This is a genomic window from Streptomyces barkulensis (assembly GCF_002843305.1).
Classification (GTDB): Bacteria; Actinomycetota; Actinomycetes; order Streptomycetales; family Streptomycetaceae; genus Streptomyces; species Streptomyces barkulensis.
This window is the reverse complement of sequence record NZ_PGSG01000087.1, coordinates 78,418-96,304: the sequence shown is the minus strand read 5'-3', so window position 1 is coordinate 96,304 and position 17,887 is coordinate 78,418. Positions and strand designations below refer to the sequence as shown.

At 75.1% G+C, this 17,887-nt stretch carries 13 protein-coding genes and 1 pseudogene; 11 read left to right on the top strand and 3 right to left on the bottom strand.

Annotated elements, in window-relative coordinates:
* Positions 1 to 15 precede the first annotated feature (15 nt).
* Positions 16 to 960: a GDP-L-fucose synthase family protein gene (locus CUT83_RS16055; RefSeq protein WP_173915085.1), complete on the bottom strand. Its 945-nt coding sequence runs from the start codon at positions 958 to 960 to the stop codon at positions 16 to 18.
* 137 nt (positions 961 to 1,097) lie between these two features.
* On the opposite strand from CUT83_RS16055, the gene gmd reads away from it, so the two are divergent.
* Genes gmd through CUT83_RS16040 form a run of 3 tightly spaced genes read left to right on the top strand, consistent with a single transcriptional unit; the run spans position 1,098 to position 3,789 of the window.
* Positions 1,098 to 2,111 (top strand): GDP-mannose 4,6-dehydratase, encoded by a 1,014-nt coding sequence (gene gmd, locus CUT83_RS16050; RefSeq protein WP_101256522.1) that lies wholly within the window; start codon positions 1,098 to 1,100, stop codon positions 2,109 to 2,111.
* A complete protein-coding gene (locus CUT83_RS16045) occupies positions 2,108 to 2,644 on the top strand; it encodes an LbetaH domain-containing protein (protein ID WP_101256521.1) in 537 nt (178 codons plus the stop codon). The genes gmd and CUT83_RS16045 overlap by 4 nt, the downstream gene beginning before the upstream one ends.
* Positions 2,641 to 3,789, top strand: coding sequence for a glycosyltransferase (locus CUT83_RS16040; protein WP_101256520.1), 1,149 nt, complete (start codon positions 2,641 to 2,643; stop codon positions 3,787 to 3,789). The genes CUT83_RS16045 and CUT83_RS16040 overlap by 4 nt, the downstream gene beginning before the upstream one ends.
* An 80-nt stretch (positions 3,790 to 3,869) precedes the next feature.
* Here CUT83_RS16040 and CUT83_RS16035 read toward each other — a convergent pair whose 3' ends face one another.
* Positions 3,870 to 5,141, bottom strand: coding sequence for a glycosyltransferase (locus tag CUT83_RS16035; protein WP_241524804.1), 1,272 nt, complete (start codon positions 5,139 to 5,141; stop codon positions 3,870 to 3,872).
* A 183-nt stretch (positions 5,142 to 5,324) separates the two neighbouring features.
* Here CUT83_RS16035 and CUT83_RS16030 point away from each other — a divergent pair, with 183 nt between their 5' ends.
* The 5 genes from CUT83_RS16030 to CUT83_RS16010 all read left to right on the top strand — a co-directional run bounded on the left by CUT83_RS16030 (position 5,325) and on the right by CUT83_RS16010 (position 12,353).
* On the top strand, positions 5,325 to 6,935 hold the full coding sequence (locus tag CUT83_RS16030; protein ID WP_194074712.1) for a hypothetical protein: 1,611 nt from the start codon (positions 5,325 to 5,327) through the stop codon (positions 6,933 to 6,935).
* Positions 6,932 to 8,683, top strand: coding sequence for a lipopolysaccharide biosynthesis protein (locus tag CUT83_RS16025; protein ID WP_101256518.1), 1,752 nt, complete (start codon positions 6,932 to 6,934; stop codon positions 8,681 to 8,683). The genes CUT83_RS16030 and CUT83_RS16025 overlap by 4 nt, the downstream gene beginning before the upstream one ends.
* Positions 8,680 to 10,260 carry a lipopolysaccharide biosynthesis protein gene (locus tag CUT83_RS16020; protein ID WP_240958415.1) on the top strand — a complete coding sequence of 527 codons (1,581 nt, stop codon included), beginning with the start codon at positions 8,680 to 8,682 and terminating at the stop codon, positions 10,258 to 10,260. The genes CUT83_RS16025 and CUT83_RS16020 overlap by 4 nt, the downstream gene beginning before the upstream one ends.
* Positions 10,261 to 10,355: 95 nt before the next feature.
* Positions 10,356 to 11,891: a hypothetical protein gene (locus CUT83_RS16015; protein WP_101256517.1), complete on the top strand. Its 1,536-nt coding sequence runs from the start codon at positions 10,356 to 10,358 to the stop codon at positions 11,889 to 11,891.
* A gap of 33 nt (positions 11,892 to 11,924) precedes the next feature.
* Positions 11,925 to 12,353, top strand: a complete 429-nt coding sequence (locus tag CUT83_RS16010) for an FAD synthase family protein (protein WP_101256516.1) — start codon at positions 11,925 to 11,927, stop codon at positions 12,351 to 12,353.
* Between the two features lie 107 nt (positions 12,354 to 12,460).
* Here the strand turns inward: CUT83_RS16010 and CUT83_RS16005 are convergent, their stop codons facing one another.
* A complete protein-coding gene (locus CUT83_RS16005) occupies positions 12,461 to 13,186 on the bottom strand; it encodes a CDP-alcohol phosphatidyltransferase family protein (protein WP_101256515.1) in 726 nt (241 codons plus the stop codon).
* A gap of 266 nt (positions 13,187 to 13,452) precedes the next feature.
* Between CUT83_RS16005 and CUT83_RS16000 the strand changes: the two genes are divergently transcribed.
* The 3 genes and pseudogenes from CUT83_RS16000 to CUT83_RS31720 all read left to right on the top strand — a co-directional run.
* Entirely contained in the window at positions 13,453 to 14,619 is a 1,167-nt protein-coding gene (locus tag CUT83_RS16000) for an exonuclease SbcCD subunit D (RefSeq protein WP_101256514.1), read from the top strand.
* Positions 14,616 to 17,693: an AAA family ATPase gene (locus CUT83_RS15995; protein ID WP_101256513.1), complete on the top strand. Its 3,078-nt coding sequence runs from the start codon at positions 14,616 to 14,618 to the stop codon at positions 17,691 to 17,693. Before CUT83_RS16000 ends, CUT83_RS15995 begins: the two co-directional genes overlap by 4 nt.
* Positions 17,690 to 17,854, top strand: a pseudogene (locus CUT83_RS31720) (SDR family oxidoreductase); the annotation flags it as partial. The gene CUT83_RS15995 and the pseudogene CUT83_RS31720, both read left to right, overlap by 4 nt.
* Positions 17,855 to 17,887 lie beyond the last annotated feature (33 nt).

Here is a 17,887-nt window from a genome sequence, read left to right as displayed (position 1 = left end):
GGCGGGGCGGCCGGATCAGAGCGGCTCGGCCGCCCCGCGCCAGGCGCGGTGGGTGGCGGCGATCCCCTCGGCCAGGCCGATCGAGGGGGACCAGCCCAGCGCCCTCATCCGGCCGACGTCGAGCAGCTTGCGCGGGGTGCCGTCCGGCTTGGCGGGGTCGAAGGCGATCCGGCCCTGGTAACCCACCACCGAGGCGACCAGCTCGGCCAGTTCGCGGATCGTCAGGTCCTCGCCGCAGCCGACGTTGACCGGCTCGTCACCGTCGTAGCGGCGCAGCAGCACCTCGCAGGCGGCGGCCAGATCGTCCACGTGCAGGAACTCGCGGCGGGGGCTGCCGGTGCCCCACAGCACCACCTCCTTCGCGCCCTTCTCGCGCGCCTCGTGGAAGCGGCGGATGAGCGCGGGCAGGACGTGCGAGGTCTCGGGGTCGAAGTTGTCGCCGGGCCCGTAGAGGTTGGTGGGCATCGCCGATATGTAGGAGGCGCCGAACTGCCGCCGGTAGGACTGGACCTGAACGATGCCGGCGATCTTGGCGACGGCGTACGCCTGGTTCGTCGGCTCCAGCGGGCCGGTCAGCAGGGCGCTCTCGGTGATCGGCTGTTCGGCGTGCTTGGGGTAGATGCAGCTCGACCCGAGGAAGAGCAGCCGGCGTACCCCGGCGGCGTGGGCGCCGCCGATCACGCCGAGCTGGATGCGGAGGTTGTCCTCCAGGAACTGCACGGGGAAGGTGCTGTTGGCCATGATCCCGCCCACCTTCGCGGCGGCCAGGACCACGGCGTCGGGCCGGACGTCGCGCAGATACGCGGCGGTGGCCGCGCCGTCGCGCAGGTCGAGTTCGGCGCGGGTGCGGGTCAGCACCTCGTAGCCCCGGGCGGACAGGCGCCGGGCGACGGCGGAGCCGACCAGGCCGCGGTGTCCCGCGACGAAGACGCGGGCGGGCGGGGGCAGCAGATCGTCCATGGCGCGCATTCTGTCAGGGAAAGGCTTGCTTTCTCCCGGCTTCCGCTGAAATACCATCAGTTGCCGCCGGGAGCCCGTCTCGCCCCGGCGCCCGGCCGGACACGGGCCGGCACCAGACCACCTGTGGGGGGAACACCATGCCGCGTACCGCTGTGATCACGGGCATCACCGGGCAGGACGGCTCCTATCTGGCCGAACTGCTGCTGGACAAGGGCTACACCGTGCACGGCCTGATGAGACGCTCGTCCAGCTTCAACACCGAGCGCATCGACCACATCTACCAGGACCCGCACACCCCCGGCCGCCGGCTCGTCCTGCACCACGCCGACCTCGCCGACGGGGTGGCGCTGGTGAACCTGCTGCGCGACATCCGGCCGGACGAGGTGTACAACCTGGGGGCCCAGTCGCACGTCCGCGTCTCCTTCGACGCGCCCCTGTACACCGGCGAGGTGACCGGGCTCGGCGCCTTACGGCTGCTGGAGGCGATCCGGGCCGGCGGTGTGGAGACCAGGTTGTACCAGGCCTCCTCCTCGGAGATGTTCGGCTCCACCCCGCCACCGCAGAACGAGACCACGCCCTTCCATCCGCGCAGCCCGTACGGCTGCGCCAAGGTGATGGCGTACTGGGCCACCGTCAACTACCGGGAGGCGTACGGCCTCCACGCCGTCAACGGCATCCTCTTCAACCACGAGAGCCCGCGCCGCGGCGAGACCTTCGTCACCCGCAAGATCACCCGCGCCGTCGCCCGTATCCGCGCCGGTCTGCAGGAGCACCTCTACCTGGGCAACCTCGACGCCGTCCGCGACTGGGGCTACGCGCCCGAGTACGTCGAGGCCATGTGGCGCATGCTCCAGCGCGACGAGCCCGACGACTACGTGGTGGCCACCGGGGTGGCCGCGACCGTCCGCGACTTCCTCACCGCAGCCTTCGGCGCCGCGGGGCTGGACTGGGAGCGCCATGTGCGCTTCGACCCCAAGTACGAGCGTCCCACCGAGGTGGACGCCCTGATCGGGGACGCCTCCAAGGCGCAGAAGCTGCTGGACTGGTCCCCCAGGGTGCACTACGACGAGCTGGCCCGGATCATGGTCGAGGCCGACGTGGCGCAGCTGGAGGCCGAACTGTCCGGCCGCCGTGTGCGGGTGGACCGTTGAGCGCCCCGGCCGCCGGGCGCCGGCTGCGCGGCTTCACCGGCGCCGGCTACGACAAACAGCGCGGCCTGCTGGTCCAGGCCGCCTGGTTCGCTGCGCTCAACCTGCTCTTCGTCAAGTGGTGGTTCCCGCCGCGCTGGCGCCCGGCCCTGCTGCGGGCCTTCGGCGCGCGCGTGGGGGAGCGGGTCCTGATCCGGCACCGGGTGCGCGTGCAGTGGCCCTGGAAGCTGGCCGTCGGCGACGACGTGTGGATCGGCGAGGGCGCCTGGCTGATCAACCTGGAGCCCATCACCGTCGAAAGCGACGTCTGCGTCTCCCAGGAGGCGGTGCTGTGCACCGGCAGCCACCAGCGGCACTCGCCCACCTTCGAGTTCGACAACGCCCCCGTCCGCCTGGAGCGAGGCTGCTGGGTGGCCGCCCGGGCCATGGTGCTGCGCGGCGTCACCGTCGGCGCGGGCGCGGTGGTCGGGGCCGGGGCGGTCGCCCACCGCGATCTCGCGCCGGAAGCCGTGCTCACCGCCGGAGGCGCGCGATGAGGATCGTCCACACCGTCACCCTCACCGGCGACGACGGGGCCTACGGCGGCCCGGTGAGCGTGGCCACCGGACAGCTGGCCGAGCTCGCCGCACGCGGCCACGAGGTCGCACTGGTCTCCCTGTGGCGCGGCCGCGCCGCGCCGCCGCGCACCCTGGACGGTGTGCCGCTGCGCGCCCACCGGGCCCGCACGCTGGTGCCCGGCCAGGGGTTCCTCGGCCTGTTCCACCCCCGGCTGGCCCTCACCCTGTGGCGGCTGGCGGGCCGGGCCGACGTACTGCACGTCCACGCCGGACGCGACCTGGTCTCCCTCGCGGCGCTGGCCGCCGCCGTACTGCGCCGCCGCCCCTTCGTCGTCCAGACCCACGGCATGGTCCAGCCGCGCCGCTCGGCCGCCGTCCGCCTCTTCGACCGCTGCTATGTGCCCCTGCTGCGCAGGGCGCGCGCCGCGCTGGTGCTCACCGAGGCCGAGGAGACCGGGCTGCGCAGGGTGCTGCGGCCGGGCGGCCCGCCGACGGTACGGCTGCCCAACGGCGTGAGGCCGCCGGAGGAAGGGGAAGGCGAGCCGGAGGGCCCGCCGGACGGGGCGGACGTGCTCTTCCTCGCCCGGCTCCACCGGCGCAAGCGCCCCGAGGCGTTCGTGCGCATGGCCGCGCTGGTGCGCGCCGGGCACCCCGGGGCCTGCTTCACCCTGCACGGGGCCGACGAGGGCCGGCTGGCCCCGGTGCGCCGACTGATCGCCGAGGAGGGGCTCGAGGAGGCGGTGGAGTACGGCGGACCGCTGGACCACGCCGCCGCTGTGCGGCGCATCGCCCGCGCCACCGTGTACGTCCTGCCCAGCGTGGACGAGCCGTTCCCGATGAGCGTGCTGGAGGCGCTGGCCGCGGGCACCCCCGTGGTCTGCACCGACAGCTGCGGGATCGCCGCCGAACTGGAGCGGCGCGGAGCCGCGCTGGTCACCGACGGTTCCCCCGGGGCGCTGGCCGACGCGGTGCTGAGCCTGCTGGAGGACCGGTCGCTGCACGAGCGCACCGCCGCGGCGGGCCGCGCGGCGGTGCGGGAGCGGTTCTCGGCGGCGGCCGTGGCCGACCGGCTGGAGCAGCTGTACGGGGCCGCCGCCCGCGCCGTCCGGCCCGGAGCGCGGTGAGGCGCCGCGTGCGGCCCGCACCGCCCCCAGGCCGTACGGTTCCCCCGGACCGCCCCGTGCCCGCGTGCCGCGCCCGCCTGTCATCCGGCGGCCGAGGCCTCCCGCAGCAGGGTGGTGATCCGCTCCAGACCGGCCCGGCGGCTCAGCCGCCGCTCGACGTACTCGCGCCCCCGCGCGCCCAGTTCCGCGCACTCGCCGGGATCGCCGGCCAGCCGGCGGACCGCCTCCAGCAGGGCCTTGGGGTCCTCCGCGGGCACCACCACCCCGGCGCCGGAGCGCTCGACCTCCCGCGCGGTGCCGCTGCCGGCCGCGACGGACGCGACCACCGGGCGTCCGGCCGCGAAGTACGAGGTCAGCTTGGACGGCAGGCTCATGTCCAGCACCGACGCCCGCTGGGTGACGGCCAGTACGTCCGCCGCGGCCAGGATCTCGGGGAACTCCTCCGCGTCCGCGGGCGGGAGGAAGTCCAGCGACCCCACCCCCCGGGCCAGCTCCCGCAGATACCCGCGCCGATGTCCCTCGCCCATCAGCACCACCCGCACCGTGCCGCCCGTCCCGCCGCCCGTCCCGCCGGCCGGGGCGCCGTCCCGGCCGGCGAGACGGGCGGTCTCCACCAGCACCTCCAGCCCCTGCTTGAGACCCATGTTCCCCGAGTGCAGCACCACGGTGGTGTCCTCGGGCCAGCCCAGCCGGGCCCTGGTCCGCGCGCGGTCGCCGCCGGGGGCGCGCACATGCGTCCAGTTGGGCACCACCCGCACCCGCTCGCGCGGCACGCCCATGGCAGCCACCCGGTCGGCGAACGACTCGTGCACCACCCCCACCAGCGCCGCCGAGCGCAGCACCCGGCCCTCCACGGCCCCGGCGAACGAGGCGACCCGGCCGCCGCCGCTCATCCCGCTCTGCCCGGCCGCCGCGCCCATCAGGTCCTGGACGACCACCGCGTGCGGCGCCCCGGCGCGCCGGGCGATACGGGCGCCGAGCACCCCTCCGGCCAGGCTGGGCATCTGGGAGAGCACCACGTCCGGGCGGACGCGCGGCGGCGCCACGACACCGTGCGCCAGGACTCCGGCCTCGAAAAGCCCCCGGCGCAGCGCCGTCTGCCGCCGCGGCACGGTGTGCCTGCGGCGGTGGACGGTGACGCCCTCGAGTACTTCGCGCACCCGCCACCTGCCGCGGTACTCCTCGTGCACCCGCCACGCCGGGTAGTGCGGCATCCCGGCGAGCACATGGGTGTCGGCGCCCAGCGCGGCCAGGTGCTCGGCGATCTGCGCCGAGTACGGCCCGATGCCGGCGTGCTCCGGCGCGTAGTTGGTCGAGACCACGAGCACGCGGCGGCCCGCGAACGAGTCCAGCACAGCCGTCCCCCCTTCGAAGACGCGGTCATCGTAGGCGTATACGGCCTCATCTGCTGTCAGAACACCAGAAAAGCCGATAAGCATAGTGAATTCGATCAGTCCATCCCCGACCGAGCGCGAGAACCCGCCCGTGCCGCCCCGGACCGGGGCCGGCGCGGAACGGGAGGAGGAGAACGGGTCATGCCCGTGAGGGAACCGTCCCCGGAGGTGGAGCGGGCCGGGCGGCGCAGCGTCCCCGCGCTGTGCCTGTGCACCGTTCTACTCGTCCTGCTGCTGCCCGCCCTGGTGCTGTACGGGCAGGACGTGCACACCGGCGCCGCGTTCGCGGTGCAGTGCGTGGTGGTGGCCCACACCGGAGGGGCGCTGGCGCGGGTGCTGACCGACCCCCTGGTAAGGGTGGTCGGCTTCGGCTTCTGGCTCTTCTGCTACGTCTGGCTGGGTCTGGCGCCACTGGCCATGCTGGCCACCGACTCCTACCCCTGGGGCTTCGCCGTCGACGCCGGCACCGCCTTCACCTCGGCGGCCCTGGTGGAGACCGGACTGCTCGCCCACAGCGCCGGATCGGCGCTGGCCGGGCGGCGGACGCCGCGCACCTCACCCGTACTCGAGCCGCTGCTCGCCCGCCGGATCACCCCCGTGCGCACCCTGCTGCTGTGCGGACTGTCCCTGGCGCTGGCGGCCGTGCTGGTCCCCGCCCAGGGCGGCCCGGCGGCGTTCTTCCAGAGCCGCCAGGCCGTCAACGAGGCCACCGCGCAGGGGGATCCGGGCGGGGCCGCGGACCAGGCCCTGGCCGCCTGGAGCCTGTCGGTGCCGGCCTTCTGGGCGCTTCTGGCGCTGCTGTACGTGCCCCGCACGCCGGGCGGCGACCGGACCCTGCGCGGGGTGCGGTGGATCCTGCTGCCCGTGCTGGTCGCGGTGAACGCCGTGGTGAACAACCCCGTCAGCCAGCCGCGTTTCTGGGCCGGGACGGTGCTGCTGACGCTTCTCTTCGCCGCTCCCGCGCTGCGCCGGCCGCGGGCCTTCCGGGCGGGGGCGGCCACCGTCACCGCCGTGGTGCTCCTGGTGTTCCCCTACAGCGACTACTTCCGCCACGACAGGCGCGAGCCGGTCGAGGTCGTCTCACTCGCCGAGCAGTTCACCTCCAACGGCGACTACGACGCCTTCCAGCAGATCGCCACCGGCGTCGACCACGTGCGGGAGAACGGCCACCGGATGCGGGACGCGCTCGGGCCGCCGCTGTTCTTCGTGCCGCGCGCCCTGTGGCCCGGCAAGCCCGACGACGCGGGCGTCGCCCTGGCCCGGCACGCCGGCTACTCCTTCGAGAACCTCTCCGCGCCGCTGTGGATCGAGAGCTACATGTGGGCCGGCCTTCCCGGGGTCGCCGCGGTCTTCGCCCTGTTCGGGGCGGCGGGGCGGCGGATCGACGGCGTACGGCACCGGCTGCGCGAACACGGCGGTACGCTCGCGGCCCTGGCCGTGACCGCGTTCGGCTTCTACCAGATCATCCTGCTGCGCGGCAGCCTGCTGTTCGTGATGGGACCGCTGACCCTGCTGCTCCTGACGCCCGTGCTGATCACCGGGAGACCGGGCCGGACGGAGCCCGGACGGCCGCACTCCGAGCCCCCCTCCGAGCCCCGCTCCGAGCCCCCCTCCGAGCCCCCCTCCGAGCTCTCCTCCGAGCCGTCGGCGGACCCGGCGGCGGCGCCCGGCCCCGTGCCCGCGGGCGCCGCGTCCCGCACCCGCACCCGCACCACCTTCTCGACCACCTCCACAGGAGAAGCACGCACGTGAGCGCCTACGACCCCTCCTCGCGGGAGCCCGACCAGCTCCGCGACCAGATGCGCCGGCTCTTCCGCCATCGCGCCGTCATCGCCGCCGGACTGCTGCTGGGCGCCGCCTGCGGCGGGGCCGTGTCCACCGCGGGCGGCGCGGACTACACCGCCACCGGCGAGGTCGTCGTACAGGCCATCAGCACCGCGCCGTTCGAGGCCGGCGGAGTCTCGGCCGACAAGCAGATCAGCATGGGCACCGAGCGGCAGGTCGCCCGGAGCGCCGCGGTCGCCGGACGTGCCGCCGAGGAGCTGGGCGGGGGAGCCGACCCGGCGCAGCTCCAGCGCGGTCTGCGGGTGAGCAACCCCCCCGACACACAGATCCTGGAGTTCGAGTACACGGCCGACTCGCCGCGGGAGGCGGCCGAACGCGTCAACGCCTTCGTGCGCGCCTACCTCGACCACCGCGAGGCAGCCGTCGTCCGGCGCATCGACAACACCGTCGCCGAGCTGAACGAGGAACTCCAGCCCCTGATCGACCAGCGCGAGGAGCTGGACGAGGAGATCGCCGGCGCGTCCACCGAGTCCGCCCGGCAGACCGCCGAGTCCGAACGCGCCAACCTCGCCGCCCGCATAGCCGACCTCCAGGGGCGCGTCACCGGACTGAAGACCCTGGACACCTCCCCCGGCGACGTGGTGCGCAGGGGCGAGGCGCCCGAGGCGCCCTCCGGCCCCGGAATCGCGGTGCTCGTGCTGGTCGGATCCGTCGCCGGACTGGCCGGCGGACTGCTCGCCGCCTGGATCCGCTCCCTGCTGGATCCGCGGGCGCGCTCGGCCGGCGAGGTGCGCACCGCCCTGCGCGCGCCCGTGCTCGGCAGCCTGCCGCGGCGGCGGGACGGCGCGGGGATCCTGGAGGTCGGTCCGTCCCGCGGCGGGGAGCGGGCCGAGGAGTTCCGCACGATCGCCCTGCGCACGCTGCGCCACCCGCGACTGGCGGAGCCCGGCGGCCTGCTGGTCGTCTCCGCCCGGGAGCACCCCGGGACCCTGCCCGCCGCGGTCAACCTCGCCGCGGCCCTGGCCGAGACAGGCCGCGACGTGCTGCTGGTCGAGGCCGACCCGCGTACGCCGCGCCTGGCCGGGGAACTACCCGTGCGCGGCGCCGTCCGCGAGCCCGTGCCGGGCCGCTGGCCGGACGGCGCGCGGGCCACCGTGGACACCGGTACCGCCGGATACCTCGAACTCGTCCCCGGATGCCGGGTGCCCGACGCCGCACGGGCACTGAACTCCCCCGGTTTCACCGGGCTGCTGAGCGGGGCCGCCGAGCGGGGCGAGTACGTCGTGGCCGTCACCGCGCCACTGCTGTCCCACGCGGACGGCACGGCCGTGGCCGGACTGGCGCGCGGGGTGCTGGTGGTCTGCGATCCGGACACCACCCTCAGGGACGACCTGGACCGGGTGCGGGACCTGGTCACCTCCGTCGGCGGGCACGTCCTGGGCGCGGTGCTGTACGAGGGCGGCCGCAGGCGCCGCCGGAATCCCTCTCCCGCCGCGCCCCCGGCGACCTTCGAGCCCGCCGAACCGGCCTCGCCCGCCGGGGACGCCGGGACGGGCGGCGGCCCCGGCACCGGTCCCGGCCCCGGCGGCACGGGGGAGGACACCGTGGCGCTCAAGCGGCTCGAACCGGAGCCGTCCGACGCCCGGTTGGACACCGCCTACGGCTCGTACGGCCGGTACCGGCGCACCGGCGACGGCACCGGCCCGCGCCCGTGACCGGCACACGGCCCGCCGCACACGGCGGCACGGCGGCCGGGGCACGCGCCCGGGGGGTCGCCGCGACCGTGCGCGGCGGCTGGTTCGGCTTCGCGGGCTCCGCCGTCAACGCGCTGTTCGGCTTCCTCCTGGTCGCCGTCGTCACCCGCGGGCTCGGCGCGCACGGGGCCGGCGCGGTCTTCGCGGGCGTCGCCGCGTTCACCACCGTGAGCAACGCCTGCAAGCTGGGCGCCGACACCGCACTGGTGCGCTTCGTCTCCCGTGACCTGGAACTCACCGGCGGGGCCGGCGTACCGGCGCTGCTGCGCACCGCCGTGCCGCCCGCCCTGGCGGCGAGCACGGCGTGCGCGGCGCTGCTGTTCCTCTCGCCCGCCCCGGCGACCTGGCTGCTGCCCGGCCTCCCCGCCGGGCAGGCCCTGGCGGTGGTGCGGCTGTTCGCGCTCCTCCTGCCGGTGGCGACCGTCTCCCTGGTGCTGCTGGGAGCCACCCGCGGATACGGCTCGGTGGTCCCCTTCGTGGGCGTGGAGCAGATCGGCAAACCCGTACTGCGGGTGGTGCTCGCGCTGCCCCTGGTCCTGTTCGCGCCGAGCGTGCTCACGCTGTCCGCGGCCTGGCTGGCCCCCGCCCTGCTGGGCGCGGCGGCGGCCTGGATCTCGCTGCGCCGCTCCCGCGCGGCACACCGCGGCGGTGCGGGCGGTTCGGGGGAGAAGCGGCCCGTCTCCCCGGGCGAGTTCTGGTCCTTCGCCGGCCCCCGCGCACTGTCCTCGGTCTTCGACATCGCCGCGGTGTGGATCGGGGTGGTCCTGCTGTCGGCGCTGGGCACCGGCGCCGAGGCCGGGATCTACACGGCCGTCGGCCGGCTGGTGACCGCCGGCACCCTGCTCCAGCTCGCGGTACGCCTCGCCGTGGCCGCGCAGATCAGCAGACTGCTGACGGCCGGCCTGGAACGGGAGGCGGAGCATCTGCACCGGCTGTCGACCCGGTGGATCGTGCTGTTCTCCTGGCCCCTGTTCATGCTGCTCGCGGCCTTCCCCGCCACCGTGCTCTCCCTGTTCGGGCCCGGCTTCGGCCAGGGCGCCGCCGCGCTGGTGGTGCTGTCGGCGGCCTGCGTGGTCAACGTCGGGGTCGGCAACGCGCAGACGGTCGTCCTCATGGCCGGCCGCAGCACCTGGAACCTGGCGACGGCCGGTGCGGGCTTCGCCGCCCAGCTCGGCGCCGGGATCTGGCTGGTGCCTCGGTACGGGGTGACGGGGGCGGCCCTGGCCTGGGGGCTGGCGATCGTGGTGGACAACACCGCCTCGGCGCTGCTGGTGCGGCGGCTGGGCTTCCGTACCGCCGACCGCGGCTACCTCCACGCCGCGGCCGTGGCCGTCGCCGCCGTCGCGCCGCCGGCGTTCGCCGCCCGCCTGCTGTGGGGGGACACCCCCTGGGGCGCTGTGCTGGGCGGTGCTTTCGCCGTCTGCGGGTTCTGCGCGGCCCTGTGGCGCTATCGTGTGCCGCTGGGGGTGGGGGAGTTCCTCCGGGCGCTGCGCAAGGGCAGCGAGGGGAAGTCGCGCCGAGCAAGCCGAGCAAGCTGAACCAAGGGGTGGCCGCCGCGTGCGCCGACCGGCGCGGACGCCCTCCCCACCCCGGCTCGTCCCGTCCGCGCTCATGCGTTTCCAGGGGGGAATCCATGCGCAGAAGAACCGTCACGACCCTGCTCGCCGCCGCTGTGCTCGGCCTGTCGTCCACGGCGTTAGGGGCCGGCCCGGCCCAGGCCGCCGGAGAGACCACACTGACCGCCGATCCGCTGGAGACCTGGCAGACCGACGGCATCGTATGGGCCCTGGCCTACGCACGGGGCGTCGTCTACGCGGGGGGCTCCTTCGAGCACATCCGCCCGCCCGGGGCCGCGCCCGGCACCGGCGAACTGCCGCGGAAGAACTTCGCCGCCTTCGACGCGGTGACCGGTGAGCCCCTCCCGTGCGCACCGGAGTTCACCGGAGGTGTGGAAACCGTACGGGCCCTGAAGCCGTCCCCCGACGGCTCGCTGCTCTACATCGGCGGCTCCTTCGGCAGCGCCGGGGGAGTGGGACGCTCCAACACCGCCGCCCTGAACACCGGCGACTGCACCATCGGCTCCGACTGGAAGCCGGTGGTCTCCTCGACCGTGCGGGCCATCGACGTCACCGACGACACCGTCTACATCGGCGGCCAGTTCACCACCGTCCAGGGGCAGACACGCGAACGCGTCGCGGCCCTGTCCCCCGACAGCACCCTGCTGCCCTTCAACGTCACCGTCCGGGGATCGTCGATCTCCAACGACCCCATCCCCGGCGTCAACGCCATCACCGCCGCCCCGCACCTGAACAAGGTCATCATCGGCGGCCGGTTCACCTCCATCAACGGCAGCCTCCTGAACAGCGTGCACGCGCTGGTCGGCCTGGACGCGACCACCGGGCGGATCGTCAACCACTTCACCGGCTGGATCCCGCGCAAGTCCGCGGTGAAGTCCCTGGTCAACGACGGCACCAACTTCTATCTGGGCGCCGAGGGCACCGGCGGCGGAGTCTTCGACGGCCGCGCGGCCGGACGGCTCTCAGACGGAGCGATGCTGTGGAAGGACACCTGCCTGGGCGCCACCCAGGCCGTGGTGCCCCACCGGGGCGTGCTCTACAGCGGCTCGCACGCGCACAACTGCGGCGACACCCCCGGCGGCTTCCCCGAACACCGCAACCGCCAGCACCTGCTGGCCCAGTCGATCTCCGACGAGACGATCCTGCCGTGGTTCCCCGACACCAACGACGGCATCGGCGAGCAGATCGGCCCGCGCGCCATGGTCATGGCCGACGAGATCCTGTGGACGGGCGGGGAGTTCACCACCGTCAACGAGGAACCGCAGCAGGGGCTGACCCGCTTCGCCGCCGGGCCGGACACCGGAGCGCCCCAGGTGCCGCTGATGAGCGGCGCCACCGGAGCCAGGGGGAAGATCGAGCTCAGCTGGAAGGCCTCCTGGGACCGGGACGACGGGGTCCTGACCTACCTGCTCTACCGGGACGGAGTCCTCCTGACCTCCATCGAGCAGGACTCCCGCTACTGGGACCGGCCCATGATGGGCTACACCGACACCGTGGAGCCCGGCGCCACCCACCGCTACTCGCTGGAGGTCACCGACGGCACCAACCTCTCGGGACGCAACGGCCCCGTGTACGTGACAGCCGGCAGCTGACCCGACCGCACGCCGAGGAGCCGAGGAGAGCGGATGACGCACCGAGTTGGCTACGCGCCCGGGGTGTACGACTTGTTCCACGTCGGGCACCTGAACATCCTGCGGCACGCCAGGAGCCGCTGCGACTACCTGGTGGCCGGGGTGGTGTCCGACGAGATGGCCCGGCAGGCCAAGGGCAGGTCGCCGGTCGTGCCGCTCACCGAGCGGCTGGAGATCGTACGCAGCATCCGCTTCGTGGACGCCGCGTTCGTGGAGACGGTGCCCGACAAGCTGGAGACCTGGCGGCAGGTGCGCTTCGACGTCATCTTCAAGGGCGACGACTGGCGGGGTACGGAAAAGGGGGAGAGGCTGGAGCGCGACTTCGCCGGTGTCGGGGTCGAGGTCGTGTACTTCCCCTACACCGTCCACACCTCCAGCACCCTGCTGCGGCGGGCGCTCGACGGGCTGGTCGAGTCGGCCTGAGCCCGCCGGAGCGACGCGGCGCCGTCGCTCCGGCGGCCCTCACTCGGTCCTTGTGCCGCCCGGTCCTTGTGCCGCCCGGTCCTTGTGCCGCCCGGCCCGCGGGCCGGTCAGCGGGCGGGGGCCGACAGCTCGCGGTACCACTTGGCCAGGAACGCCGGCAGGAACAGCAGATGGGCGGCGAGCAGCGCGCAGTACAGCACCAGGAACAGCTCGCGGTCGCCCAGGAAGAGGAAGACCGCGCACAACAGCCCGTAGTCCACCGGCAGCAGCGCCACCGAGCGGAGCGCGGAGGGCGCGGAGGCCGCGGGCGCCCCTGCCCCGGAGCCCGCCGCGTTCCGCTTCAGCTGCTCGGTGAGGACGCCGCCGAAGAAGACCGTCACGGCGGCGAACTGGAAGGCGAGCGGGATGAGCAGATACACCGGGTCGGAGAATCCGAAGTGACGGTGGAAGCAGACAAGCACCGCCGTGTGGAGCGCGAGCATCTTCGCGCAGTCCACCACATGGTCCAGCCACTCCCCGGCCGGGCTGCCCCGCCGCGTCAGCCGGGCGAGCTGCCCGTCGGCCGAGTCCAGCGCGAAGCCGGTCACCAGCGCGGCGAACACCCCCAGCGCCAGACCGTGGGAAGGCGGCAGCAGGGCGATCAGCGCCACCCCCGTGAACGTGAACACCGCGCTGACCGCCGTGACCTGGTTGGGCGACATCCGCGCGCGGTAGGCCGCGGCGGCCAGTAACCGGCCGGCGGGCCGGTTGACGTACCGCGAGTACAGCGACACCCCCTTGGCCGGCTTCTGCGCCGCCGCCAACTCCCCCACCGCGTAACGGAACCGGCTCACCGTCTCTCCCCCCAACTCGGATCCCCCACTCGAAGCACGCAAGCACGCAAGCAAGCGCGAAGGAGCACATCATGGCAGGCGGCCCCCGCGGGCTCCCCGGCGCCGCGAGCGCGCCCGCGAGCCGGGTGCGGCCGTCCGGTCCGCCGGGCGCCCCGGTCCGCCCGATTCGCCCGTCCGGGGCACTCCGCCGAACGGATCATGCGAGAATCCGAGGGCGGCCGACGGGGGCGAGGAGAGGGACAGACGTTGCGGGGCGGAGCCGGATCTTGAGACTGCTGCACACCTCCGACTGGCACCTGGGCCGGAGCTTCCACCGGGTGAGCCTGCTGTCCGCCCAGGAGGCCTTCGTCGACCACCTGGTGGAGGTGGTGCGCACCGAGCGCGTCGACGCCGTCCTCGTCGCCGGGGACGTCTACGACCGGGCGGTGCCGCCGCTGGCCGCCGTCGAACTCTTCGACGACACCCTGCACCGTCTGGCGGACCTCGGTGTGCCGACGGTCATGATCTCCGGCAACCACGACTCGGCCCGCCGGCTGGGGGTGGCCGCCGGGCTCATCGAGCGGGCGGGCATCCATCTGCGCACCGACCCCGCCGGCTGCGCCACCCCCGTCCTGCTGTCCGACGTCCACGGCGAGGTGGCGTTCTACGGTCTGCCCTACCTGGAGCCGGCCCTGGTCAAGGACCACTTCGGGGTGGAGCGGGCCGGGCACGCGGCGGTGCTGGGCGCCGCCATGGACCGGGTGCGCGCCGACCTGGCCGCCCGCCCCGCCGGGACCCGCTCGGTCGTCCTCGCCCACGCCTTCGTCACCGGGGGCGAGCCCTCCGACAGCGAGCGCGACATCACCGTGGGCGGCGTCGCCTCCGTCCCGGCCTCCGTCTTCGAGGGCGCCGACTACGCGGCGCTGGGCCACCTCCACGGCTGCCAGACCCTCACCGAGCGGATCCGCTACTGCGGATCGCCGCTGGCCTACTCCTTCTCCGAGACCCACCACCGCAAGTCGGTGTGGCTGGTCGACCTCGGGCCGCGCGGGGAGGTGGCGGCCGAGCGGATCGACTGCCCGGTGCCGCGCCCGCTGGCGCGTATCCGCGGGACGCTGGAGGAACTGCTCGCCGACCCCGCGCTGGAGCGCCACGAGCAGGCCTGGGTCGAGGCCACCCTCACCGACCCCGTCCGCCCGCGCGAGCCGATGGCCCGGCTCGCCGCCCGCTTCCCCCACGTCCTCACCCTCGTCTTCGACCCCGAGCGCACCGAGCAGGGTCCCCTCGCCTCCTACGGGCGCCGGCTGCGCGACCGCACCGACCAGGAGATCGCCGAGGACTTCGTCGCCCACGTCCGCGGCGGAGCGGAACCCGACGGAGACGAACGGGCCCTGCTGAGCGCGGCCCTGGACGCCGTACGCGCCGACGAGGCCCGCACGGAGGCGCCCCGATGAGACTGCACCGGCTCGCCGTCACCGCCTTCGGGCCCTTCGGCGACACCCAGGAGATCGACTTCGACGAGCTGTCCGCCGCCGGGCTGTTCCTGCTGCACGGACCCACCGGCGCGGGCAAGACCTCCGTGCTGGACGCCGTCTGCTACGCCCTGTACGGCGGGGTGCCCGGCGCCCGCCAGACCTCCGGCCCCGCCAGGCTGCGCAGCGACCACGCCGACCCCGGCACCCGCACCGAGGTGGTTTTGGACCTGACCGTCGGCGGGCGGCGGCTGGAGATCACCCGGCAGCCCGAGCAGCGGCGCCCCAAGAAGCGCGGCACCGGCATGACCACCGACAAGGCCCAGTCCTGGCTGCGCGAGTACGACGCCGCGGCCGGCACCTGGAAGGCGCTCAGCCGCTCCCACCAGGAGATCGGAGAGGAACTGGCCCAGTTGCTGGGCATGAGCCGCGAGCAGTTCTGCCAGGTGGTGCTGCTGCCGCAGGGCGACTTCGCGCGCTTTCTGCGGGCCGGCGCGGAGGAGCGCGCGAAACTGCTGGGCCGCCTGTTCGACACCCACCGCTTCGCCGCCGTCGAACAGCACCTGGCCGAGCTGCGCACCGCCGCGCAGCGCCGGGTGCGCGACGGCGACGAGCGGCTGCTCGCCCTGGCCCACCGCATGCGGCAGGCGGCCGGAGACGCCACCGAACCGGGCGCCGCGCCGGGTACCGGAGCGGACGGCGACCCCTTCGCCGAGCTCTCCCCCGGCGACCTCGGCCTGGCCGACGCCGTACTCGGGTGGGCCGCGCCCGCCAGAGCCCTGGCCCGCGAACGGCTGGACGCCGCCGCCTCGGCCCTGCGCCTGGCCGAAGAGGCCCACACCGGCGCCCGGCGGCGGCTGGACGAGGCGCGCGAGCTGGAACGGCGGCGCAGGCGGTACGCGCAGGCCCGGCGGCGCGCCGGGGAGCTGGCCGCGCGGGAGGAGGAGCACCGCGCCGACCGCGCCCGGCTGGAGCGGGCCCGCGCCGCCGACACCGTCGCCCCCGCCCTCGCCCTGCGCGAGGAGGCCGAGGCCGAGAGCCGCGACGCCGCGTACGCCGAGGAGCGGGCCCGCGCCGGACTGCCCGGCGAGGCGGCGCAGGCCCCCGCCGAGCGACTGGCGGACCTGGAACGCGCCACCCGCCGGGAGCTGGGCGCACTGGAGGCCGCCCGGCGAGCCGAGGAGCGCGTCGCCCGGCTCGACGACGAACTCACCCGGCTGGAGCGGGAGTCGGGTTCGGACGAGGAAGCGCTGCGCGAGGCGGAGGAGTGGCTGGAAGGGTGGGAGGCCGCCCGCGCCGCCCACCAGCGGAACGTGGACGCCGCCGCGGAGGCCGCGCCCCTGGCCGAGCAGCTCGCCCGGCGGCTGGACGGCCTGCGGCGCGCCCTGGACGCCGCCCGCCGCCGCGACGTCCTCACCGCCGAGCGGGAAGCGGCCGGCGCCGAACTGTCGGCCGCTCTCGAGCGGGCCCTGACCGCCAAGGAGCACTGGCTGGAGGTCAAGGAGCGGCGCCTGCGCGGTATCGCGGCCGAGCTCGCCGCCGGGCTGGAGGAGGGTGAGCCGTGCGCGGTGTGCGGCTCCCGCGAACACCCCGATCCGGCCCGTCCCGGGAGCGGGCACGCGGACCGGAGCGCCGAGGAGAGCGCCCTGGCCGGCTACCAGCGGGCGGAGGACCTTCGGCGGCGGGCCGAGCAGCGGCTGGAGTCCATACGCGACCGGCTGGCCGCGGCGGACGAGGAGGCGGGCGGGACGCCCGCGGCCGAACTCGCCGAGCGGGTCGCCGCGCTGGAGGACGACCATGCCGCCGCCCGGCAGGCGGCCTCCGGCGTGTGGGACGCCCGAGCCGCCCTGGAGCGCGCCGTCCGCGAGCACGACGCCCGCCTGGCCGTCCGGCGGGAGACCGAACGGCGCACCGCCTCCCGCGTCTCCCGGCGCGAGGCGCTGCTGGGGGAGCGGGACGAGCTGGCCGAGCAGGTGGCCCGCGCCCGGGGGGAGGCCCCCTCCGTCGCCCACCGGGCGGCCGAACTGGAGCGCCTGGCACGGCGGCTGGCCGGTGCCGCCGAGGCCGCGGCCGCCGCCGGGGCCGCCGCACTGCGGCTGAAGGAGGCCGACGCCCGGCTCGCGGACGCCGTCTGGCGCGCCGGGTTCGACACCCCGCGGGCCGCCGCCGGCGCCCGGCTCACCGGCGACGAGCAGCGCCTGCTGCAACGCCGCATCGACGAGTGGCAGGCCGAGGAGGCGGCCGTCGCGGCCGAACTGGCCGCCCCCGAACTGGCGGACCTCACCCCCGAGGACCTCACACCCGAGTGCCTCGAACCGGCCGGTTCCGAACCGGCCGGCACCGCCGGGGCCGAGGCCGCGTCGGCGGCGGCCGTGGCACGGCTGAACGCCGCCTCCGCCGCCCACGCCGAGGCCCGCACCCGCTGCGAGCAGCTCGACAGGCTCTCCGCCCATGCCCTGGCCGACACCCGGGAACTCGCCCCGCTGCGCGAGGAGTACGACCGCGTAGCCCGGCTGGCGGCTCTCACCGCCGGCACGTCGGCGCAGAACGAGCACCGGATGCGGCTGGAGTCCTATGTGCTGGCCGCCCGTCTGGAGCAGGTCGCCGCCGCGGCCAGCGCCCGCCTGGCGCACATGTCCGCGGGCCGCTACACCCTCGTCCACTCCGACGCGCGCACCTCCGGCCGAGGCCGCTCCGGGCTCGGCCTGCACGTGATCGACGCCTGGACGGGCAACGAGCGCGACACCGCCACCCTCTCGGGCGGCGAGTCCTTCTTCGCCTCCCTCGCCCTCGCCCTCGGCCTGGCCGACGTGGTCTGCGAGGAGGCGGGCGGGCTGCGCCTGGACACCCTCTTCATCGACGAGGGGTTCGGCAGCCTGGACGACCAGACCCTGGACGAGGTGCTGGACGTCCTTGACTCCCTGCGCGAACGCGACCGCAGCGTCGGCATCGTCAGTCACGTCGCCGATCTGCGCCGGCGCATCCCGGCACAGCTGGAGGTGGTCAAGACCCGCTCCGGCTCCGCCGTCCGCCACCGGGTGCCGAAAACCGGGTGACGGCCGGCTACGCCACCGGCGACACCCGTGCCTGCGTCGCCGCCCTCTTCCCCGGCGGGCACTGGGGACGGCCGGACGCCCCGGCCCGGCTGGTCGCCTGGCTCGCCACCGACGAGGCGGCCTGGATCACCGGCCAGGTCATCACCTCCGACGGCGGCTTCGGCGCTGACACCGCTGACGCCGCCGACGCCGGC